This is a genomic window from Pseudoalteromonas sp. GCY (assembly GCF_016695175.1).
Classification (GTDB): Bacteria; Pseudomonadota; Gammaproteobacteria; order Enterobacterales; family Alteromonadaceae; genus Pseudoalteromonas.
In genome coordinates, this window is record NZ_CP068023.1 from 2,282,688 (window position 1) to 2,309,429 (window position 26,742).

Consider the following 26,742-nt stretch of genomic DNA (forward strand, 5'->3'; position numbering starts at 1 on the left):
TTATGACCACACAAAGACAATCTATGATCATCATAGGTGCCGGTATGGGTGGACTCTCAACCGGTAGCTATGCACAAATGAACGGCTACAAAAGCGTGATCTTAGAGCTGCACGATATTCCCGGCGGCTGCTGCACATCGTGGGAACGTAGAGATTATATTTTTGATTGGTGTATTAGCTGGCTACTGGGTAGTGGCTCAGGCAACGGCATGAATCAAATCTGGCAAGAGTTAGGTGCGCTGGATGATAAAGAAATTAGAGACTTTGAAATCTTCAACTCAGTTATTGATGAAGAATTAGGAGAAGTACATTTCTACGCAGATCCAGATAAACTCGAAGCCCACCTCTTAAGTATTTCTCCCGCTGACAAGAAACTCATCAAACAATTTTGCGATGGCATTCGCGAATTCGTCAAAATGATAGACGCTTATCCTTTTCTGGTGCCAGTGGGCATTATGTCACGCTGGCAAAAGCTGAAGATGATGTGGCCGTTTATCAAAAAATTCAATTTAATCCGCAAATCTATGGCGACATTGATGTCGGACTTTGCTGCTAAGTTTTCACACCCGCTGCTGCAAAAGGCATTTAACGTTATCTTTTATGAGCAACATCCCAGTTTCCCACTGCTACCTTTCTACTTTAATTTGGCCTGCGCGGCGAAAAAAAATGCAGGTGTGCCCGAAGGTGGCTCGCTAGGTCTCGCGCAATCAATGGCAGCAAGATATAAAAAGTTGGGGGGTGGCATCATATACAACACTCGAGTACACAAGATCTTGGTCGAAGACAACAAAGCTATCGGTGTCGAGCTCAGCGATGGCCAAAAAATGTATGCCGATATCGTGATCTCAGCATGTGACGGTACGGATGTAGTAAAAAACATGCTTGATGGTCAGTACTCCAGCCCAGTGTTAGACAAGCTATACGACGAATTAAGGGAGACCGATGGCCAAATGTTCCCAGGATACGTTTCGGTTTTTTTGGGGGTAAACAAAGATTACACCCATCAGCCCCATTGCCGCACCCACTTGTTAGAACAACAAGACCTTGCCCACTGCCCTGGTATGACGCACCCTGGGATCAACGTGCAAGTACGCAATGTACACTACCCGCATATCGCACCAGAGGGTAAATCCGTGCTTTATATCACTTACTTCTCGACTTATGAGCCGTGGGCCGAATTAAATAATTTTCAAGAAACAACCGCGACTAAGCGCCATCACACCCGGGTCAAGCGTAGCGTTCAATACCGCCTCGCTAAAAAGAACTTAGGTGAATTTCTAATCGATAAGCTTTCCACTCATTTTGACGGGCTAAAGGAGCATATCGAATATATCGACATTGCTACCCCCTTGACCCAAGTTCGCTATACCCGCAACAGCAAAGGAACGGTATTGGCGTGGCAACCATTTTTGGAAAGTGGTGAAAGTTTAGAAGATGAAATAAACGCCAACGGGACAACGGGACTGCCTGGCCTTAGCAACTTTTATATGGCTGGTCACTGGGTGACAACGGGCGGATTGATCCGTGCAGCAGCAACAGGCAGACATGTTCTGCACTTTGTATGCCGTGATGATGACAAGCCGTTTCAGGCTTGGATCGGTGAAAACCCATTACATCAACCTCAATCTTATAGAGAACAAAAGCAGCATGTTGCTTAACCAATAGAATTAAAAGGAAATATTATGAGTACTCGTATTGGCCTATTTTATGGCAGCACAACAGGTAACACTGAAGCCGCAGCAGAATTAATAAAAGCAAACCTAAACCAATTTACCGTCGACCTTTTTGACATAGCAGAAACCGAATTAACCTTGACCGAAAACTATGAGTTTTTGATTTTTGGTATTTCAACGTGGGAATACGGTGGTTTACAGGACGATTGGGAGTCTCGTTGGGAAAGCCTAACACAGCAGGATTTCAGCGGAAAAATCGTGGCTATTTTCGGCCAGGGCGATCAGGTTGGATATGACGAGTGGTTTCAAGACGGCATCGGGATCTTACACGATAAATTAACCGAACAAGGCGCCACAGCAATTGGTTACTGGCCAAATTCAGGTTACCACTTCACTAAGTCAAAAGGGCTAAGTGAAGACGGCAGCGAGTTTCTAGGCTTGTCGCTTGATGACGATAACCAGCCAGAGCTCACCGAGCAGCGCATCGACGACTGGTGCCAAGAGATTGCCGCCGTGCTTCAAGAGCTTGCCTGCGAAACAGCTTAAGACGCACTTTGTGTTTTCGCTCGACGGGCCAAACCGTTATTTAAAATGGCTTGTCGGGCATCACTAAAAGAACAAAACTATGTCCGAACAACAAAAGTCTGTGATTATTATTGGTGCTGGCATGTCTGGTCTTGGTACCGCGGCCTATAGTCAAATGAATGGCTATCAATGCACCATCTTTGAACTGCATGAAACGCCGGGAGGGTGCTGTACCTCATGGCAACGAAAAGAATACACTTTCGATTGGTGTATCAGCTGGTTAAACGGCACGGGAACCAACAATGAAATGGCAACCATCTGGGATGAGCTAGGCTGCCTTGAAAACGTGCCTATTTACAACACTGAGATATTTAACTCGGTCGTCACGGCTAACGGCGAAAAGATCCGCTTTTATGTGGATCCAGACAAGTTAGAGTCCACCCTGATTGAGCGCTTTCCTGAAGATAGAAAACTAATCATTGAATTTTGTGGACATATCCAGAAGCTGCGCAAGTGTATGCCGTATTTCCCTTTTCTTAAAAGTGGCGGCTTGATGACATGGTGGGAAAAAAGCAAAATGATGTGGCAGCTGCTACCCTATATGCGCACCTTTATGAAAACGCTCGCTGTCACTATGGAAGACTTTTCTAAGCGTTTTTCAAATCCCACGCTTGCTGAAGCGCTCAACTGGATTATTTTCGACCGCCATAGCGAGTTACGATTAATGCCCTTTGTCTTTAATTTAGCCTGTGCAGCAAACCAAAATGCTGGCGTGCCGAGTATTGGTTCATTAGGCCTTGCGAAGCGATTGGCAAATAGGGCAAAAGAACTCGGTGCGAGCATTCACTATAAAAATAAAGTCGAGCATATTCTCACCGACAATGACCGCGCTGTTGGTGTGCAACTAGCCGATGGCTCTGTTCATTACGCTGATTATGTTGTCGCCAGTTGTGATAGCTACAAACTCACTCGTAAGATGTTGCAAAATCGCTACCCTCATCCTGTGCTAGATAAACTGCTTACAAAGTTAGAAGAAGATGCAAACAGCGTTGTATTTCCGGGCTGTGTCGCGGTATTTATTGCCGTAGATGCAGACTATTCCGACCATGACCCCTATACTTCATACATATTACCCAAGTCGATTTCGAACCAACTGGTTGGTAATTATCATAGTGGGATCGGAGTGCAAATCCGTAATACGCTGTATCCAGAACATGCGCCAAGTGGCAAGTCGGTCCTATACGTCACTTATTTATCAAAAAGTGACGCATGGCAAGCGATGGAGCAAAACGTCGTGCAATCTACCTCTTCAGGTCAAAGTCGTAATCCATATACACGTAAACGCCGCTCATCCGAATATAAGCAAGCAAAGAAAAAAGTGGGTCATGCGATAGTCGAGTTCCTTGACCAATACTTTGAAGGTCTTAGCGACAAGGTTGAGTTTATAGATGTCGTAACGCCATTAACCAGCGAACGTTATACCGAGAATCACAATGGGACTGTTTTAGCTTGGCATCCTTTTGCGCCACTGACAGAAGAATTAGAGAATTACCAAATCAAGCATGGTCCCACCTTCCCTAATCTAGAAAACTTTTATTATGCGGGGCAATGGAGCACATTTAGCGGCGTAACACACTCAACGGCCAGTGGCCGTTATGTTGCACAATACCTTTGTCGGCAAGATAAAAAACCATTTAGGGTTTGTTATCCAGAGCAGCACAATACGCAGCAGCACCTCACCAATGAGGCAGACAATTATGCTTAGCTCAGTCAAAAATCAACTTCGCAGGCTTTTTCCATTTACCTGCTACCCCTTAATTGTTTTGACCCTTATTGGTTACAGTATTTTTGTCTTACAACAGGGTATTGATCTTGGATTAGCGGCATTCACTAGTGTGCTCATCATCATTGCCTATTTTATTATCATGGAAAGAGTGATCCCATTTAAGACGCGATGGCACCCAAGTAAAAGGGAATGGAGCAGAGATGGCCTGTGTTTTATTCTCGTCATCGTATACGGGGCGGTTAGTGAGACACTAGTACGAGTGGCTGCACTCCATATCGCCCCCCTCGAAAATACAATGAGTTTGGCGCAAAACACCCTACTTGCCATTTTAGTCGGCTCGTTTATTGGGTACTGGCTACATAGGTTAGAACATCGGCATCTGCTTCTTTGGAGCTTTCATGGGATCCATCACCGGCCTAACAAAGTTACGGTAAGTAATAACTCTGTCGTTCACTTTCTGGAAGTATTGTTGAGTGCGCTAGTCATACAAACCACGTTTCTATTGCTTGGTTTTTCAGCCGAAGGAATGTTCATTGCCGGTCAATTTACTGCACTGCACGGATATTTCATTCATGCCAATGTAAACATTCGTATGGGATGGCTAAACTACATCGTGGCAACACCAGAACTCCATCGCTTCCATCATAGTATCGAATTGAAAGAGGCGGGAAACTTTGGTTCTGATTTGAGTCTTTGGGACCAATTATTCGGGAGTTTTTTTTACCGTCCGGATCGTAGTCCAATTCAAGTTGGGGTTACTAAGCCGCATTTATTTCCAAGTGCCTTTGAGGTTGCCAAAGGAATTCTTCACCCATTTCGGTGGTTCATTAGTAAACATGGAAATAGACCTAGATATACCAGAGCAACTCAGCTATTCCAAGAATATGACAACGAGCCTCGTTCCACTCCCTCAACAATGGATATTAGAAAAAGGTAACTGCGTGAAAGATTTAACTCAAGGTTCTTTACCTAAGCATCTAATGGCTATGGCCCTACCTATGTCGATTGGGATGTTTGTTCAAACACTTTATGTGCTTACCGATCTCTATTTTGTTTCAGACTTGGGCAGTGCTCCAGTCGCAGCGCTCAGTTTAATTGGCAATATTATGTTTTTGATCTTCGCCGTCAGTCAGATTTTGAATGTCGGAACCGCCACATTAATTGCGCATGCGGTAGGAGAAAAGGATCAGTCCAGCGCCAATCTTGTATTTAACCAAGCATTATTCGCTTCCGTGGCTCTTGGTACAATGTTATTACTAACTGGTATCTATGGCATCGAATCTTACCTTCAAATCACGAGCGAAGATCCAGCAACCTCAGAGGCTGCGCTAACCTATTCGTACTGGTTTTTACCTTGTTTAGTACTACAGTTCGTTATGACTACAATCGGTGCTGCACTGAGAGGAACCGGTGTAGTAAAACCAATGATGGCCGCGCAAATCGGATCTCTTATCATTAATATTATTCTGTCGCCAATCCTGATCTCGGGATGGCTATTTGGTATAGAAATGGGCATTGCAGGTGCGGGGCTGGCAAGCTCGATTTCTGTTGTGATAGCCGTGCTTTCACTTTGGTTATATCTCAATCACGACAAGCGTTATTTAGTGCTAGATAGCCAGTTGTTTCTAACGTTTCATCCCCACACCATAAAACGGCTATTTTCAGTGGGGTTCCCAGCAGGTGCTGAACTGATTCTGATGTTTGTTTATATGTCGACAACATTTTGGGTATTAAAAGACTTTGGCACCGATGTACAAGCCGGGTTTGGAATTGGCTCGAAAGTGATCCAAGCTCTGTTTTTGCCCGTGATGGCCGTCGCATTTTCACTGCCTGCAATAGCAGGGCAAAATTACGGCGCAGGGAACTTCAAACGATTTAGGCAGGCATTCTATTGGTCGCTGTTAGCGACTTGTAGCTTGATGTTGGTAACCTCCTTACTCGCAATCCACTTAGGCGCTCAATTCGCCATGCCATTTTCAGAAAACCCAAAAGTCATCGGACACACCCGTTACTTTCTAGATATCGTCGCTTGGAGCTTTATCGCAACGGGGGTTATTTTCACCTGCTCGGGATTGTTTCAAGCCTCAGGTAATACGTGGCCACCACTTTACAGTAACACCACGAGACTATTTACCTTTGTACTGCCAGTCATCTGGTTAGTAAAACAACAGCAGCTTACGATTACTGAACTGTGGTACCTCACGGTATTAAGCGTGATCGTTCAAGCCATCGTGAGCCTTACGTTTGTTTCTTTCTCGCTACGCGCGACCTACAAGCTGCCAGCCACTTTCACTGCAACCAAAAAGAACCTATTGAGTTAATAATGAGCCAAGTCGCATTACAAACATGTAGAGATAGCATAGATTCAAAGTGGCTAGTGTTATTAAATAAGCCAAGCACTATTCGCAAACAACTCTTTTGCTTTCCTTTTGCTGGCGCAGATGCATCTGTTTACCAAAATTGGGCAGGAAAACTGCCAGAAGATGTCGCTTTATATGCACTCCAAGCACCTGGGCGAAAGGATCGGAGTCATGAAGCTGCAATTGATAACATTCATACCTTGGTCAGAGAAATAGCACCTCTTTTTGGCGAGGCAACGCCATTACCCACCGTTTTTTACGGTCATAGCAATGGGACTTATATTGCGTATGAGCTTGCCTTAGCACTTCAACATAGCGGCTGTAATATCGTTAAACACCTTTTTATTGCAGCAAGGAAGGCACCACAATATGCGATAAGAAAATCGCCCTACCATACTCTTGACGATCAGAAGTTCATTGCGGCGGTAAATTTAATGGGCGGATTACCCCCCGCTTTACTCAACGATATCGAACTGCAACAACTGATGCTACCAACGTTAAAAGCAGACTTTAAGCTGGGAGAGACCTATCAATACGACTCGGCTTGTAAACTCGACGTGCCTGCAACCGTGTTGTATGGTACTAGGGATAAAGCAGCAACAGGGACGGATATGCAACATTGGGAAAGTTGCTTTAAACAAGGTATAACGCCTAAAGCAATACCCGGTCGGCACTTTTTTATGCTGGACTCCTCGGCTTTGGTGCTAAAAGAAATCAACGCGGTGTTGGAAACACAGAGCCCCTTATAATTGGGGCTCTTTGGTTACTTCAATTTGTTTAATGGCCAACCCTTGAATTTCCATCACTTTAAACTTAAAGCCTTCGACTTCTAAAGACTCTCCTTCGACGGGAAAATGCTTTAATCTATGGATCACAAAACCGGCTAAGGTTTCTATGGCTTCAATCGGTTCAAATTCGTACTCAATCACCGAAGCTTGAAAGTCCTTAATCGACATATCGCCTTGCACTAACCACCGGGTATTATCTTTTTGCCTAAATTGGGCTTCTATTGCTTGGTCGTCTTTCAGTGCAATTAAATTCAAGATACTAGATAACGTTACCATCCCAACCACAGTTGAGAATTCATTAATCACCACCGCACAGTTGCCTTCATGACTTTTAAGCCCATCTAGCGCATCGGAGAGGCTTAGGGTATCAAGTAAAATTACCGGCTTATGGAGTTCTTGATGTTGACCATCCAGTAACGGCTTTTTCGCTAAAATATTGCTAAGCAGCTGTTTGGCTTCAGGCGCGGCAATGACTTTGTCTAGCGAGCCGTCACAAAGCAAATACTGCTGAAAACTGTGCGCTTGAATTAACGCGCTCAGATTTTCTTCTGATTCTTGAATGTCTAACCACACAATTGCATCGCGATTGATCATCGCTTGGGTAATATTGGTCTGGTTAAGGTCGAGCACATTGCCAATGATATTGTACTCGTGCTCGCACAGCTCACCCTGCTCAGCACTTTGGTCAACCACCGCATAAATATCATCACGCGTTACTTGTTCATCGCGTTCATTTGGTAAATTGAATAACTGAATGATCCAATCGGCAAATACGTTAAATAGCCAAATAATAGGCTTAAAAATCCAAACACTGGCAAGCATAAGATGGATAAATCGCATCGCGATAGTTTCAGGGATGACCATGGCTATTCGTTTTGGCAATAAATCAGCAAACAATACAAATAACGATGTGATCAGTAAAAACGACACCACTGTGGATATTTGCAATAACATCGAGGCATGAGCCGTAACATCAGCAAACATAAAACTTGCAACCCAGTTTAGTAGTTGCAATACATAAGGGGTAAAAACCGACTCGCCTATCATACCCGCGACAATTGCCAAAGCATTGAGTACCACCTGTACCGCAGCAAAAAACTGATGCGCATTGGCTTGCAAATACAATACTTTCTTGGCTCTTATGTCACCAAGATCAAATAAAGTTTGTAATTTAACTTTGCGTGCCGCTGCCAATGATATTTCACACAGCGCGAAAACTGCACTCAAGCTAATGAGTAACAACACCCAAAAAAAGTCCACAGATACACCTAAGAAAGAAAGCGAGAATTCGACGCGATGTATACGCCTATTTTATGACTTTAGCAATGTAATTCGCGTCAAATAATTAAATTTTCGGTGCTGATCACGTACCGATTATCTTTACTATTCGCTATTAATAAAAAAGTGCGTCAAGGAAAAAAAATGACAAAATTGATACATACCCACTCGCAATCCATTTTAGCGTTGCACAAAGTTTTTCAGAAAAAGCATCAGCAGCGATTACGACACCACTATGAGATACCACAGAAGGCGCTATTTTCTTATTAGCTGTCCCTGTCATTGCAATATTATGCATGGGTGAAAAAGGTGCTTACACTAGGGCCTGTTGACCTTTGCTGTTTGATTTTTGTTCTCCTGAGTGTGTTTTGGTCGCGACGCTCGACTTGCCGCCTAGTAATCTAGGCAAAAGTTGAGCAACAATGAACAAAGCACACTCAGGTGAACCCAAAGGGCAGCGCTTGATTGGCATTTCTACTGTGTTCTCGCCTGACTCACATAGAATGACTATGCTACGCGGGCTCTGCCTTGTATAAATACCAATCAAACTGCTGCAAAAACAAACTTGAAAGATAAACAGGCCCTAAACACTTTACGAAGGCTAAATTCAGCCTTCACATTATCTTTTCGCTGAATACCCTAACTAAATCATCAATATCTTTGACAAAGTACAAAAATGTAGTGCGATAAAAAACCACCCTGAAAGATATTTCCATGATAATAATTCAGGTCAAGCTCATCTATCTCTGTCGGTGTAATCCCGCAATGTCAGTGATTACATTACTGATTGGACTAAATTCGCTTCACTTGTCCGTGTACTTAACTTTCCCATGTTTAACGAAAGTGATAACCAAAGTCACCAACACTTGGTAATACATTATCTCCTGATTTATTTTTTGCCTGACGAACGATACAGATAATTACATTGGCTCAACGGGCGATATAGCCAGCCTTTACGCCCTCACTTAAAGTAAAGCTGTCCCCCACAGAGCCCACCACCATTTGCTTACGGTTTGACTTCATCAATTCACGCAGCACGTATAGCGAGTTAATACCAGTACAATGTGCACCCATCATATTCTTTAAGCCAAACTGCTGTAATTTACTTGCGGTCCACGCCAAGTGCTTATCATCCGCATTCATTAAATGGAATCCGCCTATCGCCGTCGTAATATCTGCGGAGTGGATCGTTTTTACTATGTGTTCCATCGTGTTGATGATGCCCGCGTGCCCGCAACCGGCTATCAATACAAAGCCATCTTTGGTATTTATCACCAGTGACATATCTTCTGGAATGTTATCTTCTACATGGCCGTGCTTACCTTCAATTTTGCTATTTCCACTCCAATTATGTTCGGGGTGAACGCGCTCAACATTGCCTGTTAACCAAACACCTGGGTAGATCTCTTGCGCCTCACTGTACTTTTTGAAAACCACGCCTTGTTTTTCAAGCGCGAGCTTCATCGCGTGCATGCGGTTTTCTCTACCAGCGCGTTTTGCGAAAATACCGTGACCAACATGAACGCGAGACATCGCTTTTGGATTCTTTTTACTCAGCTCGGTCCTTAACGTTTCTAGTCCACCGGTGTGGTCGCCATGATTATGACTTAAAATTACGTCTTCTACGTCGGACAAATCGATCCGCAAGTCTCGCGCATTTTGCAGCACCGTTTGCGGTCGATTACCAGTATCAAAAAGAATTTTTCGGCCATCCACTTCAACCAATGCAGCATATCCCCACTCGCCAATGCCACGATCCGCAAGCATGGTCGACAACGTAGTGATCTTGAGTGCGTTGACTTGGTGAGGAGTTTCATTGGCACCCGCTGTAGGCGCTATAATTAAGTACCACAAGCAAATTAAACATAGGGTATATATACGGGGCATGGGAATTCCTTTCGCGTATTTTGAAGTTAGGTATTGACGAAACTAACTGGATATTGAATGAAAATCAACCTGTTAACATCAAAATGCAAAGGTAAGTTGAATGACCGAATACTATGGCGATTAAGGCGTTCCTATAACATTTTACACATCAATGGCAGCTAAAAAATTGGGGGAGCAACCAAACCTTTAGTTTTTTGATTGGTGTTTTTCGATACTTCGACAAATTGCGTCAGCTCGGCGCTTGCAAAGTGCTTGCGCTTCACCGTAGAGATCTTTACATCGATCAGTACTTTGAACGCCCATAATACTCCTGATCACTTCAGCATCATACTCTGCTGCATTGGCAATCAGTGAAGGATTTCTTACCGTCCCTGAAGCGGGCGTAAACAGTGCTAAGCTCATACCAACCAAAGTACAGCCATTTAATAAAGTTGAACCCAATAATACCGTGCAAACAAACATGTTTCTGTATTTCATAAAATCCTTTATCACTTTGGTCAACCAGCTTTCAAAGTTAAGCCAAACCTAACACAATTTACAATAAAACGAATGTAAAACATGTAACCTCAAATTTGCTCAAAGCACGACTTAGGTTTACGTCTGGCTCCGAAGCAAAAGGTGGCTTTAGGCGTAATGCCTAAAACGCTTCTCTCGCTTTAAACTCAAGTACTTGAGCATTGATACAATAGCGGTCTTGACCCTTTGGCCCTTCATTTTTAAATACATGGCCTAAATGAATGCCACTGCTTTTTGAGCGTATTTCGGTTCTTACCATTCCGTGGCTTAAATCTTTGTGATAGGTCACGCTGTCTTTTACCGGGTGAGTAAACGACAACCACCCAGTGCCTGAGTTAAATCTATCTCGGGTGTCAAAAAGAATCTTGCCGCTTAATTTATCGATAAATACGCCATCTGGTGTGTTTTTAAAGATATCATACTGCTTGCAAAATGGTCGTTCTGTGCCTTTTTGAAAGGCAATGTCAAAAGCTTCTGAGCGACCCAGCTTAAAAGCACCGAGTGCCTTGTAAAACTCTTCTCTCGCCATAAAACCTTGAAAGCCAAGGGACTCAACACCATTTTCAATAAATAAGATCGTTGGCGTCGCCCAAGTCGCGGTTTTTATCATTAGCCCCTCTAGTTGATCTGCATAGCGAAAATGAAGTGGGATATCACCTTGATAGTCGTTTAACACCTCTTTTTTTAGCTTTTCACAATAAGGGCAATAGCTTTTAGCATCAACAATCACAATATGCTTACCTTGGGCTATCATAGTGTTATCTGTTTTATCTTTCGCCACCTTATCAAAGGTTACTCCCGTGCTGTGATCTGGGCAGTATCCCTTGGGATTCTTGGTTAAGTAGTTTTGATGATACTCTTCCGCTGGGTAGAATTTTCTAAGAGGCTTAATCTTGGTTTGAATATCGCCATAGCCTTGCTCAGATAATAAATGTTGATACCGCGCTTTTAATGTGAGGGCCTTGCCACTTTGCTGCTCATCTGTGTAAAGAATGATCGAACGATACTGCGTTCCAACGTCATTACCCTGACGGTTTTTTTGGGTTGGATCATGACTTTCAAAGTAATTCTTTAACAGCTCCTCTGTGGTAATAAGATTTGCGTTGTAGGTTACTTTTACGACCTCAGCATAGTTATCTTCATCAAATCGCCGAGTCGATTTAATGATCTCTTTATAACTTGGCTTAAACCCTTTACCGTCGGCATAGCCCGATTCGGCGTCTATCACACCCGTCATTTTCTCATAGCGTTTTTCTGGGCCCCAAAAACAACCAGAGCCCAACACTAACGTTTTAATATGGTTACTCGCGCCATCCACTTTAGGCTTTGGCATATCTGTACCAGCAAGTGCTGATACACCCACACCAAACATCATGATAAACCCTATCGACGCGGCTACCTGCAATGCTTTCATTACCGACCTCTCAATGCTGTGTGTTGCAACTAAATATGGTTACAACTTCATACTTATTGAATGAGACCGTTGAAAGTTAATTCTCATTTCATCTAAAGTCGTTCATGATAGTAAAACAGTGTTGTCAGCGAAACCGAAGGCAAAGGAATAGGTGTGAGTAAAATAAGTGAGAATATCTATCAAAAGTTAACCAATGATGACGAAGCTCGTGCGTGTAAGGCGATTGACGATAAGGCTTGTAAAGAAGTTCCCGGTAATTATGTGCTTATTTTATTGAGTCAGCTATTGAGCGCATTGGGGGATGCCCTACTCAATCCAAAGATAACGCTACCTTGGCTGATGCAATCACTCGGCGCTCCTGCTTACATGATTTCGGCTCTGGTACCCATTCGCGAATCCGGTTCACTGATCCCACAATTGTTCATTGGGCAATGGGTGCGCAAGCACGCTAAGCGAAAGCACCTGTGGTCGCTCGGCACACTTATTCAAGCTATTTGTGTACTACTGATGGCACTGCTTGCATGGCAACAAACTGAAAATCAATTATACGCTTGGTTAGTACTTGGGTTACTGGCGATTTTTAGCATCGCTCGCAGCTTAAGTTCTGTGTCGTCAAAAGATGTCATCGGTAAAACTATCCCTAAACAAAAACGCGGCCAGCTTAGCGGCCAAGCCGCCTCTGTCAGTGGACTTATAACTGTTACATTTGGTGTTGGGCTTTTTATCGCTGCCACTCAAGTAAACAACGTCAATTTTGTGATCACATTGGTGCTAGCTGCAATCTTTTGGCTGGTAGGCGCGTTGACGTTTTCAAAAATCAATGAGTACGAAGGAGCAACCGAAGGGGGTGAAAGCGGATTAGCCAGAATAAAACAAGATTTTGCGCTGTTAAAAACCGACCCAACACTTAAAAAATTTATTTTTGCACGTGGTTTGCTGTTGAGCTCCGCGCTTATTCCTCCCTATTTTACCGTGATGGCGCAGCAGAATATTGGCGGCGGTGCTTGGGTGTTGGCAATTTTGTTAGCAGTGTCTGGGCTTGCAAGTTTAGTCAGTGGTGCCTTTTGGGGTCGCCTTGCCGATCAATCAAGTAAACGCGTGATGATATATGGCGCGACAATAACCGTGTTGATCACGGCAGTGCTGCTAACAATATCTTTATTTTATTCCTCGCTGCTCGAAAAAATGTGGTTTATTCCACTTTGCTATTTTGTCATTGCTATCGCCCATCAAGGCGTGCGGGTGGGCCGAAAAACCTATGTTATCGATATGGCCGAAGGAAACAAACGCACCAGTTACGTCACGCTCAGTAACACAATTATTGGTATTATACTTTTATTGACGAGTGGTCTTGGTGTGGTTGCGTCGGTATTTTCAATTAATGTGTTACTTGCCCTCTACATTATGATCACGATATTAGGCATCGTCATGACAAGTCGCTTACCTAATGTCACTGAACGGTAAAACCTGTTACTTCACCGACAAATTGTGTCTAAATTTCTCTGATTGCGGTAAAAACGCCGCAATTTTAGTTATCTGAGGATAAAATTATGTCATTGACTACGCGTTTTTCTGCTTTAGCGCTGGCGGTTGCCAGTATGACTTCTGCAAATGCCGCTGACTTTGAGTTCAATACCAAGCTTGCAGACGCTGATGCACTGGTACTTTTTCAAGCTGGTGAAAACCAAAGTAACCTAAAGTTCCTTGATAAAGACACTCGCAAACAATTGGAGCGCGCAATTGCTGCTGAAGACTTTAAAGGGGCATATGGCAAAACAGTTGAAGTATTAGCGCCGGTAGACTCTGATTATAAGCGTATCTTCATTGTTGGTTTGGGTGATGCAGGCGCACTCAACGCGAGCAAAATGACCAAACTTGGCGGTAACTTACACGCTAAATTTGAAGGTAAAAAGCTGGAGAATGTTGCAGTTGCATTCGAAGACGTTGAGGGAGCGCTCTCAAATGCAGAGTTAGCAGCACAATTTGCACACGGTGCAAACCTTCGCGATCACACCTTCGAAGTATACAAAAAAGAGCCAAACACTTTTAACGTAAGCTATCACTTCGACGTTGCTGATAAACAAGCAACACAGGCTCAGTACAAGGCACTACAACACATTCAAGCTGGCGTGTTTTTAGCGCGTGACTTAACCTCTGAAGTCGCAACAGAAATGACTCCGGTAGACTTTGCAAAAGCGGCAAAGGAACTTGAACAATATGGCGTTGAAGTAAAAGTACTAGCACCAGCTGAACTTAAAGAACTTGGCATGGGCGCACTTGAGGGCGTTGGTCGTGGTAGTGAACACGGCTCTCGTTTAGTTGTTGCACACTATAAAGGTAACAGCGAGACACCGATCGCCCTGATCGGTAAAGGTATTACTTTTGATTCTGGTGGTTATAGCATCAAAACCGGCGCTTCGATTGCACGCATGAAATCTGACATGGCTGGCGCGGCTGCCGTGCTTGGTACAGTAAAAGCAATGGCGCTGAGCAAAGCAGACGTAAACGTGGTAGCTGTGATGGGGATGGCTGCAAATATGGTGTCTCAGTATTCAATCGCACCGGGTGATGTACTGCGTACTGCAGAAGGCATTAGCGTAGAAGTTGTCAACACTGATGCTGAAGGCCGTTTGGTACTGTCTGATGCGATGTGGTATGCACGTAAACATTACAGCCCTGAGATCATGATTGACGTAGCGACATTAACTGGCTCTAAAATTGGTGCTGTCGGTAACGAGTATTCAGCGATTTTCTCTGAAGATGATAGCTTAATTACAGAATTTACCAACGCCGGTAAAGTTGTGAACGAAAACGTATGGCGTCTACCACTTGGCTATAAAGACAAACTAAAATCAGACATCGCCGATTTCCAAAACGTAGGTTCAGGTGGTCCTGGTGCAACAACTGCTGCAACTTTCCTACAACAATTTGCAGGTGACACCCGTTGGGTTCATATCGATATTGCAGGTAACGCACTTTCAAGCTCAGCCAAAGACGAAGTACCAACTGGTGGTACAGGCTATGGCGTTCGCCTTCTGAGTCAATGGCTATTAACTGCTAAATAAGTCCTCAGATTTTAAGCCGTGTTTAAACACGGCTTTTTTGTGACTGCAACAAAACGGCAACTGATAGCAATAACTTCGTTTCAATTGCGAGGTGTGTTATAAGAAATATAACGTTTACCAAAGCAACCAACTGTTATTGTCTATGTCCGATGTGAGTTGTTATTTATTAGGTGAGCAAGCGATTGTTGTAGATGCAATGTGTTTGCCTGATAGCAAAAGCCCAATTAATCAGCGATTATTCGCCCTCAAGAAATGGCTAGATAATAGCGGTGACTTTATTGATGTGGTGCCTGCCAAGTCTTCAGTTACTGCCTATTTAAAAGACCCCCGTAAGGCCGATGCTTGGCAACACAAAATCCAAGCACATTGGCAAGACCTAGAAGTGGCAGAGGTAAAGCCAACACACCATCATATTGAGGTGTTTTATGGCAAAGAATTCGGACAGGATTTTGAACGCATAGCGGACGAATTACAACTGACACCAAAACAGCTTATCGAGCTACACTCAAGCGTTGATTATCAAGTACAATTTATTGGCTTCTTGCCCGGTTTTGCTTACTTATCAGGGTTACCAATCGCACTTCAATTACCCAGAAAATCCACACCAATTACCAAAGTCCCCAAAGGCAGTATTGCCATCGCAGACAGCTACAGTGCAATTTACCCGAGTCAATCTCCCGGTGGCTGGCATTTACTTGGACAAACCAATACTACGCTATTTAACCCAAATTCAGCATCAGCAAGCTTGCTGCAACCCGGAGATATCGTGCGTTTTGTGGAGAAATCATGCTAGAAGTTATTAAACCTGGGCCACTTTCAACTATTCAAGACTGTGGCCGCCAAGGACTTCGCCACTTAGGAGTAAGTCAAGCAGGTGTCATTGACCCAGTTGCGCTTAAACTTGCAAATACACTCTTGTCAAATGAGGATGATACCGCAGCTATTGAAGTGACCATTGGCTTATGCGAATTTCACTTCCACGCCCCCACTAACTTTGTTATCACAGGTGCAGATCTCAATGCTGCTTTAAACGATGAAGCGATATACCCTTGCTGGCGCTACAGCGCTAAAGCTGGAGATAAGCTGACATTTAAACAAAACCGCGATGGTTTACGCGCTTATTTGGTGGTCGAAGGTGGATTTACCAACATAGACAAGCTGCTTGGGAGTTATTCAACCGATCTCATGGCAGGCTTTGGGGGAATAAGCGGCCGAGCTCTTAAACAAGGGGACAAACTGAGCTATACGCCAAGCACTGCCAAAGGCGCCGTTGGTGGCCTGCAGCCCAGCTACGAAAAGCTCATTCATTTCATCCCAGGCCCTCATCTCGAGTTAATTTCCAAACAGACACTGAGTGTATTAAACGACACCATTTGGAAAGTAAATCCCAGCAGTAATCGTATGGGCATTCGCCTAAGCGGCCATAGCAGCCTAGCGCATGAACATAATATTGCAACCCAAGCTGTCCACCCAGGCGTTATTCAGCTCCCCCCCAGTGGCGAGCCCATTATCCTATTGAATGACTGCCAAACCACAGGCGGTTATCCAATTATTGGTACTATCATTCAAGCCGATATGCGCCACTTAAGCCAATTGGGCGCGGGCGATTGTATCCATTTAAAATCAACATCCCTTACAGATGCGGCGAAGGAATCTCACAGAGTACAGGCGCATCTCAATCAGCTAAGGTTAGCGCTTAAAAATAAAGAACAACAAAATGACTGAGCTAAATCTCCTACCCCTCTCGGGCATTGCCGTGATTGTTATTGGCTTTGCTCTGAGGTTTAATCCCTTATTGGTTGTCACCTCGGCAGGTCTAGTTACTGGTTTTGCCGTTGAGATCGACTTTGTTGACTTAATTGCCACCTTTGGCGAAAAGTTTATGAACTCTCGCCAGCTTGCGAGCTTTTTACTTATCTTACCCGTGATTGCAATTTTAGAGCGTTACGGCTTACAGCAACGAGCTAAAGCTTGGGTTGCGGGCATAAAAGGGGCGACCACCGCTCGAATTTTAAGTATGTATTTTGTTGTCCGTGAGTGCTCCGCAGCGCTGGGGTTAATCAATTTAGCGGGCCAAGCGCAAACCGTTAGACCACTGCTTGCTCCGATGGCGATAGGCGCTGCGGCAAACCAATACGGCGACCTGCCACAAGATGTAAAAGACATGATAGGCGCACATGCTGCCGCCTGCGATAACATCGCCGTCTTCTTTGGTGAGGATATTTTTATCGCTTTTGGTGCTGTACTACTGATGGATGCATTTTTAAAAGAAAACGGCATTGCCGGAATTGAACCGCTGCATATCGGACTTTGGGCAATACCAACTGCAATTGCCGCGCTCATTGTTCATCTCTTCCGTTTAGCGCGATTTGAAGCAAAAATCCGGGCAGAAATTGCGCGCTGTCAGCAGCAACAAAACGAAGAAGAACAAACACCTAGCAACACAAATTCAGCGCTTAAGGAGGAGTCATTATGAGCTTAATGAACACTTCTGACGCGCAACCTAGCTTACTTTCAATTGACAACATCTATTTATTGATTGGTTTTATCGTGATGTTTCTGGTGGTAAAAACGCTACAAGATAAGGCCCATCCTAAGCGCCTCACCACCGCCCTATTTTGGTTTTTATTTGGCTCTGTTTTTATCTTTGGCGATGCTTCTATCGCGTTGATTGGTGAGCAAAAGACTTATTTATGGATTGGCATCAACGTGGTGATCATCGCACTGCTTGCAGGTATGAATATGGTTTCCATGGGAAATTACGAAATGCCGTGCGAACGAGCCAAGACAGAAGATGCAAATCGGTTTGGTAATAAATTGTTTGTTCCTGCTGTACTTATTCCAATAGTTACCGTTATCTGTACTATCATCTTAAGTGAGATCCAGCTCGGCGACTTTTATCTATTCGATCAGGATCACGTAACGCTTTCAGCACTGACACTCGCTTGCACCATCGCTTTGCTGGTGAGTTGGAAGATAACCAAAGGCAGTCCTTTACAAGCACTTTCTGAGTCTCGTCGCTTAGTCGACTCAATAGGCTGGGCAGCAATATTACCACAGATGCTAGCAATGCTTGGCGGTGTATTTATCGTCGCCAACACTGGCACTGCCATCCAAGACTTAGTGACATTGTTTATTTCGCCAGATAACCGTTTTATGCTCGTTGTGCTGTATTGTGTGGGCATGGCACTCTTTACCATGATTATGGGCAATGCTTTTGCCGCATTTCCGGTAATGACGGCGGGTATTGCGCTGCCATTTTTGATCCAAGGGCATGGCGCTGATCCTGCGCCGCTCGTCGCAATTGGCATGTATTCGGGTTATTGTGGAACACTGATGACACCGATGGCCGCTAACTTCAACATTGTACCAGCGGCACTGTTAGATCTAAAAGATAAGTACCAAGTCATTAAAGTGCAAATACCAACCGCTATAACGTTATTGGTGATTAATATTTTTCTTATGTACGGAGTCGTTTTTTAATGTCCAGTTACAGTAAACCTTGTGTTCTCGTGACCGGGTTCACCCCATTTGGTGGTGAGTCCATCAACCCTTCATGGCAATTAGCGCAGCTATTAGAAGGTGAAACCATTGAAGGTCACCTGATCCACACAAAAGAGTTACCTTGTGAATTTGACAAAAGTATTGAGTCTTTAACACAAGCGATAGATAAGTATCACCCAAGCATCGTGATCTGTTTAGGTCAAGCAGGTGGACGCTGCGATATCTCCATCGAACGTATCGCGATTAACGTCAACGATGCAAGAATAGCCGACAACGCAGGAAACCAGCCGATAGACACACCGGTCGTTACACACGGACCCGATGCTTACTTTGCCTCTTTACCAATAAAAAGTATGCTTAGTAGTGCACTTCAGGCGGGAGTTCCATCAAGCATTTCAAATACTGCTGGCACTTACGTGTGTAACCATGTGATGTATGGATTACTACACTATCTTAGTACACATGACTTAGCGTGCCGTGGTGGCTTTGTGCATATCCCATACTTGCCCTCCCAAGCGGCGCACCACCCTGGTGCACCCAGTATGGACATTGACACCCTAGTTAAAGGAATAAAAATTCTATTAACCAGTGCCATTACACAAAAGCAAGATATTAAGCTTGTCGCTGGAACGACACACTAATAGGTAATGCCCCGCAATGGTGCAAGATTGCACCATTGAGCATCACAAAAAATTCACATTTTCTCTATTTCATTGTGTGACTTATCAAATTATTTTTGGTAGAACTTAAACTATCTCATGGTAACTATGCTTCCGTGAGCAATAATAATTTGTTGATATTATCAACACATCAATAGGAATGAGGAAATATGTGTTCAATTTTCGGCGTACTTGACATCAAGACCGATCCCCTTGCACTTCGTGAGCAAGCGATCGAAATGTCAAAAAAATTAAGACACCGTGGCCCCGACTGGTCAGGGGTCTATTCAAGTGAAAAAGCCATTTTAGTTCATGAGCGTTTGGCAATTGTAGGCGTTTCTAGCGGCGCACAACCATTATTTAACCCTGAAAAAACACATATTTTGGCGGTAAATGGTGAAATTTATAATCATAAAGAGCTTGCAAAAGCACTGACCGTTCCATTTGAATTTCAAACAGAGTCAGACTGTGAAGTGATCTTGGCGCTATACAAGCAAAAAGGCCCTGAGTTTTTAGATGATCTCAATGGAATTTTTGCATTTTGTTTGTACGATGAAACGGAAGATGCCTTTTTAATTGGTCGTGATCATATCGGTATCATTCCACTTTACACTGGCCGTGATCAAAGCGGTAACCTCTATGTCGCCAGCGAAATGAAAGCGCTCACACCTATTTGTACACAAATTGAAGAGTTTCCTCCTGGCCATTATTGGTATTCAAAAGAAGGTGGTCCAAGAGAGTATTACCAACGCGACTGGCAAGCGTTTAGTGCTGTAAAAGACAATGAGGCAAGCCCCGAAGCGGTTAAAAATGGGCTAGAAGCTGCAGTAAAACGCCAATTGATGTGCGATGTGCCATATGGCGTGTTGTTGTCTGGTGGTTTAGATTCTTCTGTGATTTCCGCTATTACACAAAAGTTTGCAGCAAAGCGTATCGAAGATGATGATGCATCCGATGCTTGGTGGCCAAAACTTCACTCATTTTCCATTGGCTTGGAAGGTTCACCCGATCTCGCTGCAGCACAAAAGGTAGCGGATAAAATCGGCACAGTTCACCATCCTATTCACTTTACCGTACAACAAGGGATCGATGCTCTGAAAGAAGTGGTCTATCACCTAGAGACCTACGATGTCACAACCATTCGCGCTTCTACTCCTATGTACCTTATGGCACGCTACATTAAAGCAATGGGCATTAAAATGGTGCTATCGGGTGAAGGGGCTGATGAACTATTTGGCGGCTATTTGTATTTCCACAAAGCACCAAATGCTGAGGAGTTTCACAACGAGCTAAACCGAAAGGTCTCGAAACTTCATATGTTTGATTGCCTACGTGCAAATAAGTCGATGGCAGCTTGGGGGGTTGAAGCACGTGTTCCCTTCTTAGATAAAGAATTTGTCGATATTGCCATGCGTACCAACCCAGACTACAAAATGTGTAGAGATGGCCGTATCGAAAAACACATTATCCGCGAGGCGTTTGATGGCTATTTACCCGATGACGTATTGTGGCGCCAAAAAGAGCAATTTTCTGATGGCGTAGGCTATAGCTGGATCGATTCACTAAAAGAATATGTCAGTCAGCAAGTGAGCGATTCGGATCTTGAAAACGCCCACTACCGCTATCCAATCAATACACCGGATAGCAAAGAGGCCTATTATTATCGCACCATTTTTGAGTCGCATTTCCCAGGAGAAGCGGCAGCCAAGTGTGTTCCTCACGGCAAGTCAGTGGCGTGTTCAACACCCGAAGCGCTTGCTTGGGACGAGTCTTTCCAGCGCAATGCCGATCCATCAGGTCGCGCAGCAAGCTCACACAACGAAGCATATAATCAAAAATAAGAAAGTAAAAAAGGGACGCTCGTCCCTTTTTTAAAATTATCAGTTCTTGCGTTAAATAAAACGCTTGATAATAAAGTCGACTTTCACACGCTTGGCCTGGCCAAGGAGTTTTTTCACAGGTGCTGGATAATCCCTCAACGTCTCGAGATCATCGTGGCTTTCGATGCGACGGCAATGTTTTAATATCTCTTGCTTTTCTAACTCGATTTGAGGCAACAATGCTTTGTCGGGATCTTCTATTAGAATGCCATTTTCAATATCTAACCCCCACGCCCTTGGATTGAGGTTATGACCACTCATTAAATGCGTAGCGCCATCTTTGCTCACTCCCTTCAAGTGGAATGAGTTGTTTCCATCTTGCCACAGATACACATCCAGTAATCCGGCAGTTATGAAGCGGCGTTGCGACTTGATAAATTTATACAAAATGGTTTCGTACAAATAAGGAAGCGCACCAATTCGGCTAAATGGCTGCTCTGGACTGATATAGAAATCATTTGCCGTTTTATCCCCCACCACTATTGTCACCTTTTTACCTGTTTTCAGTAAACGACGTAGCGAGCGAAGTAGAGGAGCCGGAAAATTGAAGTAAGGAGTGTAAAGTACTAACTCTTGTTCTGTGGTATCGAAAAGCGCCTTAATAAGACGGTTTAGCTTATTAGTTCTACGACCAAAACCTAAAAATGGACGAACTGTTAGACCTTCTCGACTGTTCGCCTTTGAAATATCATAACTGGCCTTTTTCAACTGTTTCATCAGCTGTTTTTGCTCAGTACGAATGTCGAGTAAGGTAGGTAATGGGCGGATGTCGAGTCTAGGTACAGCGTCGGACGCTATCAGCACTTGATCGGTAAAGTGGCAAAAGCTATCCGCGAGCTGTGCTTGTTTAATCACAAAATAGCGGTCTAGGCGGTATTTCTCATCATGATGCAAATAGACATTATTTAAACTAGCACCGCTATAAAGCAGGATATCGTCAATAACAAAGCCTTTTAAATGCAACACGCCAAAAAGCTCTTTTGCTTTTACCGGCACACCATACACTTCAACTTGAGTGCCCAGTTGCTCTTTTAAATCACAATATAGCTTGGCGTTGCCTTCTGACTTTTCAGCACCAATGAGGCCACGTTGCGCACGGTGAAAATCAACCAACACTTTTACCGTTAAGTCTGGATTTTGCTGTGCAGCCTCGTGCAATGCGTGCAATATCTCGCGACCCGCCTCATCATCTTGAAGATAAAGTGCGGTGATATAAATACGCGTTTTTGCCTGTGAGATCAGTTGTAAAAGCGTCTGATGATATTGCTTAGCACCAGTTAACACCTCACAATCTTGTGCACTTAACCCAAAGCCTGGGGTATTCTGCCAAAATGCCATATGTACCTTTTCAATTAGGCTATCAACTCTTGATAGCAAAACAAAATTCTCTAAAACATATCAAAAAAAAAACCTGAGGTCATGAAATACTGCTGTTTTTTGTTAGTACTGAACAAGATTGCTCAATGTGTAGTCTATTTAAAACAAAACAGTACAAATTTTTTGACAACTTGCCAATTTATACCAAATCAGATTACGGTTTTTTATTTACTTCCCTATTGAATTACATAGAATCGAACAAACTTTTGCTTAATAGCATTTTTTAGAATTTAGTTAGGAAAATTACATGAGCGATGCAAAACACTGCAAACTGTTGATTTTAGGTTCGGGTCCTGCAGGCTACACTGCCGCGGTATACGCAGCACGAGCAAATTTAAACCCAGTATTAATCACAGGTATGCAGCAAGGTGGTCAGCTGACTACAACAACTGAAGTCGAGAACTGGCCTGGTGATGCACATGGTTTAACGGGTCCAGCACTTATGGACCGTATGAAAGAGCATGCAGAGCGCTTTGAAACTGAAATCATTTTCGATCACATCAACAAAGTTGACGTGACGAAGCGCCCTTTCACACTCACTGGCGATCAAGGTACTTATACTTGTGATGCGTTAATCATCGCAACAGGTGCATCAGCTAAATACCTTGGTCTTGAGTCTGAAACAGCGTTCCAAGGCCGTGGCGTATCTGCTTGTGCGACTTGTGATGGATTTTTCTATCGTGGTCAAAAGGTTGCGGTTGTTGGTGGTGGTAATACCGCGGTTGAAGAAGCACTTTATCTATCAAACATCGCTGAAGAAGTACATGTTATTCACCGCCGCGATTCTTTCCGAAGTGAGAAAATTCTTGCCGATCGCCTATTGGATAAAGCAGCGAACGGTAATGTTGTGTTACACCTAAATCGCACACTTGATGAAGTGCTAGGTGATGATATGGGTGTTACTGGTATTCGTATCAAAGATACTGATTCCGAAGCGACAGAGCAACTTGATCTTGCTGGTGTTTTCATCGCGATTGGTCACAAACCAAACACTGATATGTTTGAGGGCCAGCTAGAGATGAAAGATGGTTATTTGGTTGTGCAGTCGGGCCTAAATGGGAACGCAACACAGACCAGTGTTGAAGGTGTATTTGCAGCAGGTGATGTGTCTGACCACATTTACCGTCAAGCAATTACCTCAGCAGGCACAGGCTGTATGGCAGCACTAGATGCAGAGCGCTTCTTAGACAGCCAAAAATAATAGATAAATGGGTCGGTCTAGACTGACCCTCTTCCCTCCTTGCCTTAATTTGCTATATTGAAATAAATAACAATCTTGTAGTTTGTTCAATGATCCAACAACTGTTCCATCTTGCCCGCGATGACTTTCGATTTCCGCCAAACCACTATGCTTTATCTGAGCCAGATGGACTGCTTGCCATTGGTGGTTGTTTGCAGATAAAACGCCTGAAAAACGCTTATGCCAATGGGATCTTTCCTTGGTTCAATGAAGGAGAGCCAATCATGTGGTGGAGCCCGAGCAAGCGCGGCATTTTGGAGCTTCAAGATTTCCATTGTGGTAAAACCCTAAGAAAAGCCCAACGCAAACTCAATCCGACCGTCACTATCAATACTGCTTTTTCACAAGTGATTGAAGCTTGTAGAAATCAACGAATGGCCGCTGAAGGAACTTGGATCACAAATGCGATGTTGACTGCGTATCAGCAAGCGCACATTCATGGGTTAGCACATAGTGTGGAGATATGGGATCAAGGCAAACTCGTTGGCGGGCTCTATGGCATCATGCAGTCTGGTGTATTTTGTGGTGAATCTATGTTCCACACCTTACCTAATACGTCCAAAATGGCGATGTGGGCACTGGTAAATTGGCTCAAAGCCCATCAGGCACATTTTATTGATTGCCAACTCGAAAATCCTTATTTAACAAGTTTGGGATTAAAAGTTGTACCAAGGAGCGAGTTTTTGACTAGACTTAATTTGGCGGATCGATTTGAGATCCCATCATCAATGTGGCAGCCTCAGGAGTTGAAAGCTATCTATGAATGAACACTTTCCTTCTAAAATCGGACTGAGCCAGCAATTTAGTTGTAGCTATTTACCTGAGCAGAAGGAACAGTTACTGGTTATTCTAGACCCAAATTGTTACAGCCCAGATAGATTTGAACAATTGTTAGCATTAGGGTTTCGCCGCAGTGGAGACCAGATTTATCGTCCACACTGTCCCGCATGCTCAGCTTGTCAATCAGTAAGAGTATTAACTCAAGAATTTAAACCGAGTAAATCTCAAAAGCGCAAACGCAATAAATTAAAACAAGATTATCAGCTAATTATTAGCCATCAGGAGCGGCCTGAATACTATCCGCTATACGAGAAATATATCAGTTTACGCCACAGCGATGGCTCTATGTACCCACCTAACCGTCTCCAGTACGAAAGCTTCTTATTTTGCCGTTGGATGAACATCGTCTTTATTGAGCTATGGCACAAAGATAAGTTAATTGCAGTAGCGGTCACTGATTCAATGCCTTATTCATTGTCTGCTATTTATACCTTTTTCGATCCTGAGTATGAATCACTAAGTATCGGAACTGTCATGATCATGGCTCAGCTAGAGCAGGCAGCGAAACAGAATAAACCTTACTTGTACTTGGGTTATCAAATCGACGAGTGCAAGAAAATGCGTTACAAAACTCAATTTGTTCCAGCACAAAAGCTAGTTAAAGATATTTGGCAAGATATTGATCCAGATCCCCCACAATCTTGTGCTTAGTACCGAGTTTTCCTGCATACGTTTGCTCAAATGCAGGAATACACCTCCTTTTACACCGCAATTATCCTATTGCATGGACAAAAAACATGCGTTACTAGCAGACTTTCCTATGCTAGAATGTCACCCTCGCCTATCAACAAGGCTCCAGATTTTGAAATGCGTTAGGAATAGAAGCAAAAAACTTTGGTAAAACTGGCTGAATAAACGACCAAATTAACAAAAAATCGGCTTGTAACTTTACTTATTCCCCGCTTTTGGGCAAAATCTGCATCGTTTAATTTAACCAAGAGGTGATACGCTACACATGGCGAAAGAAGACGTAATTGAAATGCAAGGCACGGTCCTTGACACGCTACCAAACACAATGTTCCGTGTTGAACTAGAAAATGGTCACGTGGTTGTTGCACATATTTCTGGAAAAATGCGCAAAAACTACATCCGTATTTTGACTGGTGACAAAGTTACTGTTGAAATGACGCCTTACGACCTATCAAAGGGACGTATTGTCTTCCGTGCTCGTTAATCTGCGTGTGTAGATTTATACTAAGTTGATGCCGTAAACTCGTTGATACCCAAGCGACTTCAAAATGCTGATGTTACTTAGGTATACCAAGTTCATTCAAGCAATTAGTATACACGAACGACTAGCACTGAGTTTAAGAGACGGTAATACCGCATCAAACTCAGTGATAACAAAAAGCCCAGCTATTCTGGGCTTTTTGTCGTTTGAATTTATTATCTAGCCCTAACCTCAGCGTTCAAAGGGAGCACCATGGTCATCCGTGCTCGTTACTCTGCGTGTGTAGATTTATACTAAGTTGATGCCGTAAACTCGTTGATACCCAAGCGACTTCAAAATACTGATGTTACTTAGGTATACCAAGTTCATTCAAGCAATTAGTATACACGAACGACTAGCACTAAGTTTGAGAGACGATAATGCCGCATCAAGCTGAGTGATAACAAAGAGCCCAGCGATGCTGGGCTTTTTGTCGTTTGAAGTTATTATCTAGCCCTAACCTCAGCGTTCAAAGGGAACACCATGGTCTTCCGTGCTCGTTACTCTGCGTGTGTAGATTTATACTAAGTTGATGCCGTAAACTCGTTGATACCCAAGCGACTTCAAAATACTGATGTTACTTAGGTATACCAAGTTCATTCAAGCAATTAGTATACACGAACGACTAGCACTAAGTTTGAGAGACGATAATGCCGCATCAAACTGAGTGATAACAAAAAGCCCAGCTATTCTGGGCTTTTTGTTGTTTGAAGTTATTATCTAGCCCTAACCTCAGCGTT

At 43.6% G+C, this 26,742-nt stretch carries 23 protein-coding genes; 18 read left to right on the forward strand and 5 right to left on the reverse strand.

Annotated features, from left to right (window positions below; genetic code table 11):
* Positions 1 to 2 precede the first annotated feature (2 nt).
* The 6 genes from JJQ94_RS15355 to JJQ94_RS15380 all read left to right on the forward strand — a co-directional run bounded on the left by JJQ94_RS15355 (position 3) and on the right by JJQ94_RS15380 (position 7,093).
* Complete coding sequence (locus tag JJQ94_RS15355; RefSeq protein WP_099029207.1) at positions 3 to 1,658, forward strand: phytoene desaturase family protein; 1,656 nt, start codon at positions 3 to 5, stop codon at positions 1,656 to 1,658.
* A 24-nt stretch (positions 1,659 to 1,682) separates the two neighbouring features.
* A complete protein-coding gene (gene fldB, locus JJQ94_RS15360) occupies positions 1,683 to 2,219 on the forward strand; it encodes a flavodoxin FldB (RefSeq protein ID WP_099029208.1) in 537 nt (178 codons plus the stop codon).
* A gap of 79 nt (positions 2,220 to 2,298) precedes the next feature.
* A complete protein-coding gene (locus tag JJQ94_RS15365; RefSeq protein ID WP_099029209.1) occupies positions 2,299 to 3,963 on the forward strand; it encodes a phytoene desaturase family protein in 1,665 nt (554 codons plus the stop codon).
* A complete protein-coding gene (locus tag JJQ94_RS15370; RefSeq protein ID WP_236596490.1) occupies positions 3,941 to 4,921 on the forward strand; it encodes a sterol desaturase family protein in 981 nt (326 codons plus the stop codon). Before JJQ94_RS15365 ends, JJQ94_RS15370 begins: the two co-directional genes overlap by 23 nt.
* Positions 4,922 to 4,925: 4 nt before the next feature.
* On the forward strand, positions 4,926 to 6,305 hold the full coding sequence (locus JJQ94_RS15375) for an MATE family efflux transporter (protein ID WP_172439896.1): 1,380 nt from the start codon (positions 4,926 to 4,928) through the stop codon (positions 6,303 to 6,305).
* 2 nt (positions 6,306 to 6,307) lie between these two features.
* Entirely contained in the window at positions 6,308 to 7,093 is a 786-nt protein-coding gene (locus JJQ94_RS15380) for a thioesterase II family protein (protein ID WP_099029212.1), read from the forward strand.
* Here JJQ94_RS15380 and JJQ94_RS15385 read toward each other — a convergent pair.
* From JJQ94_RS15385 to msrA, 4 genes are all read right to left on the reverse strand, one after another.
* On the reverse strand, positions 7,088 to 8,392 hold the full coding sequence (locus tag JJQ94_RS15385; protein ID WP_099029213.1) for a hemolysin family protein: 1,305 nt from the start codon (positions 8,390 to 8,392) through the stop codon (positions 7,088 to 7,090). The genes JJQ94_RS15380 and JJQ94_RS15385 overlap by 6 nt on opposite strands.
* Before the next feature lie 948 nt (positions 8,393 to 9,340).
* Positions 9,341 to 10,297, reverse strand: coding sequence for an MBL fold metallo-hydrolase (locus JJQ94_RS15390; RefSeq protein WP_099029215.1), 957 nt, complete (start codon positions 10,295 to 10,297; stop codon positions 9,341 to 9,343).
* Between the two features lie 186 nt (positions 10,298 to 10,483).
* On the reverse strand, positions 10,484 to 10,774 hold the full coding sequence (locus JJQ94_RS15395) for a hypothetical protein (RefSeq protein WP_141557598.1): 291 nt from the start codon (positions 10,772 to 10,774) through the stop codon (positions 10,484 to 10,486).
* A gap of 160 nt (positions 10,775 to 10,934) precedes the next feature.
* On the reverse strand, positions 10,935 to 12,227 hold the full coding sequence (gene msrA / locus JJQ94_RS15400) for a peptide-methionine (S)-S-oxide reductase MsrA (protein WP_442960326.1): 1,293 nt from the start codon (positions 12,225 to 12,227) through the stop codon (positions 10,935 to 10,937).
* Positions 12,228 to 12,380: 153 nt separating this feature from the next.
* Between msrA and JJQ94_RS15405 the strand changes: the two genes are divergently transcribed.
* The 8 genes from JJQ94_RS15405 to asnB all read left to right on the forward strand — a co-directional run bounded on the left by JJQ94_RS15405 (position 12,381) and on the right by asnB (position 21,296).
* Positions 12,381 to 13,691: an MFS transporter gene (locus tag JJQ94_RS15405; protein WP_099029217.1), complete on the forward strand. Its 1,311-nt coding sequence runs from the start codon at positions 12,381 to 12,383 to the stop codon at positions 13,689 to 13,691.
* Positions 13,692 to 13,777: 86 nt separating this feature from the next.
* Positions 13,778 to 15,292, forward strand: coding sequence for a leucyl aminopeptidase (locus tag JJQ94_RS15410; protein WP_099029218.1), 1,515 nt, complete (start codon positions 13,778 to 13,780; stop codon positions 15,290 to 15,292).
* Between the two features lie 142 nt (positions 15,293 to 15,434).
* Complete coding sequence (gene pxpB, locus JJQ94_RS15415) at positions 15,435 to 16,085, forward strand: 5-oxoprolinase subunit PxpB (protein ID WP_099029219.1); 651 nt, start codon at positions 15,435 to 15,437, stop codon at positions 16,083 to 16,085.
* A complete protein-coding gene (locus JJQ94_RS15420) occupies positions 16,079 to 17,017 on the forward strand; it encodes a biotin-dependent carboxyltransferase family protein (RefSeq protein ID WP_099029220.1) in 939 nt (312 codons plus the stop codon). The genes pxpB and JJQ94_RS15420 overlap by 7 nt, the downstream gene beginning before the upstream one ends.
* Entirely contained in the window at positions 17,010 to 17,768 is a 759-nt protein-coding gene (locus tag JJQ94_RS15425; RefSeq protein WP_099029221.1) for a DUF969 domain-containing protein, read from the forward strand. Before JJQ94_RS15420 ends, JJQ94_RS15425 begins: the two co-directional genes overlap by 8 nt.
* A complete protein-coding gene (locus JJQ94_RS15430; RefSeq protein WP_099029222.1) occupies positions 17,765 to 18,775 on the forward strand; it encodes a DUF979 domain-containing protein in 1,011 nt (336 codons plus the stop codon). Before JJQ94_RS15425 ends, JJQ94_RS15430 begins: the two co-directional genes overlap by 4 nt.
* Positions 18,775 to 19,437 (forward strand): pyroglutamyl-peptidase I, encoded by a 663-nt coding sequence (gene pcp, locus JJQ94_RS15435; protein WP_099029223.1) that lies wholly within the window; start codon positions 18,775 to 18,777, stop codon positions 19,435 to 19,437. Before JJQ94_RS15430 ends, pcp begins: the two co-directional genes overlap by 1 nt.
* Before the next feature lie 188 nt (positions 19,438 to 19,625).
* Entirely contained in the window at positions 19,626 to 21,296 is a 1,671-nt protein-coding gene (gene asnB / locus JJQ94_RS15440; protein ID WP_099029224.1) for an asparagine synthase B, read from the forward strand.
* Positions 21,297 to 21,347: 51 nt separating this feature from the next.
* On the opposite strand, the gene pssA is transcribed toward asnB, so the two are convergent.
* Complete coding sequence (gene pssA / locus JJQ94_RS15445) at positions 21,348 to 22,673, reverse strand: CDP-diacylglycerol--serine O-phosphatidyltransferase (protein ID WP_099029225.1); 1,326 nt, start codon at positions 22,671 to 22,673, stop codon at positions 21,348 to 21,350.
* Positions 22,674 to 22,959: 286 nt separating this feature from the next.
* On the opposite strand from pssA, the gene trxB reads away from it, so the two are divergent.
* The 4 genes from trxB (at position 22,960) to infA (ending at position 25,966) form a co-directional block, all read left to right on the forward strand.
* Positions 22,960 to 23,913 (forward strand): thioredoxin-disulfide reductase, encoded by a 954-nt coding sequence (trxB, locus tag JJQ94_RS15450; protein ID WP_099029226.1) that lies wholly within the window; start codon positions 22,960 to 22,962, stop codon positions 23,911 to 23,913.
* A gap of 89 nt (positions 23,914 to 24,002) precedes the next feature.
* Entirely contained in the window at positions 24,003 to 24,719 is a 717-nt protein-coding gene (gene aat, locus JJQ94_RS15455; RefSeq protein WP_099029227.1) for a leucyl/phenylalanyl-tRNA--protein transferase, read from the forward strand.
* Entirely contained in the window at positions 24,712 to 25,443 is a 732-nt protein-coding gene (locus tag JJQ94_RS15460; protein WP_099029228.1) for an arginyltransferase, read from the forward strand. Before aat ends, JJQ94_RS15460 begins: the two co-directional genes overlap by 8 nt.
* A 304-nt stretch (positions 25,444 to 25,747) precedes the next feature.
* On the forward strand, positions 25,748 to 25,966 hold the full coding sequence (gene infA, locus JJQ94_RS15465) for a translation initiation factor IF-1 (RefSeq protein ID WP_002962494.1): 219 nt from the start codon (positions 25,748 to 25,750) through the stop codon (positions 25,964 to 25,966).
* Positions 25,967 to 26,742: the final 776 nt, after the last annotated feature.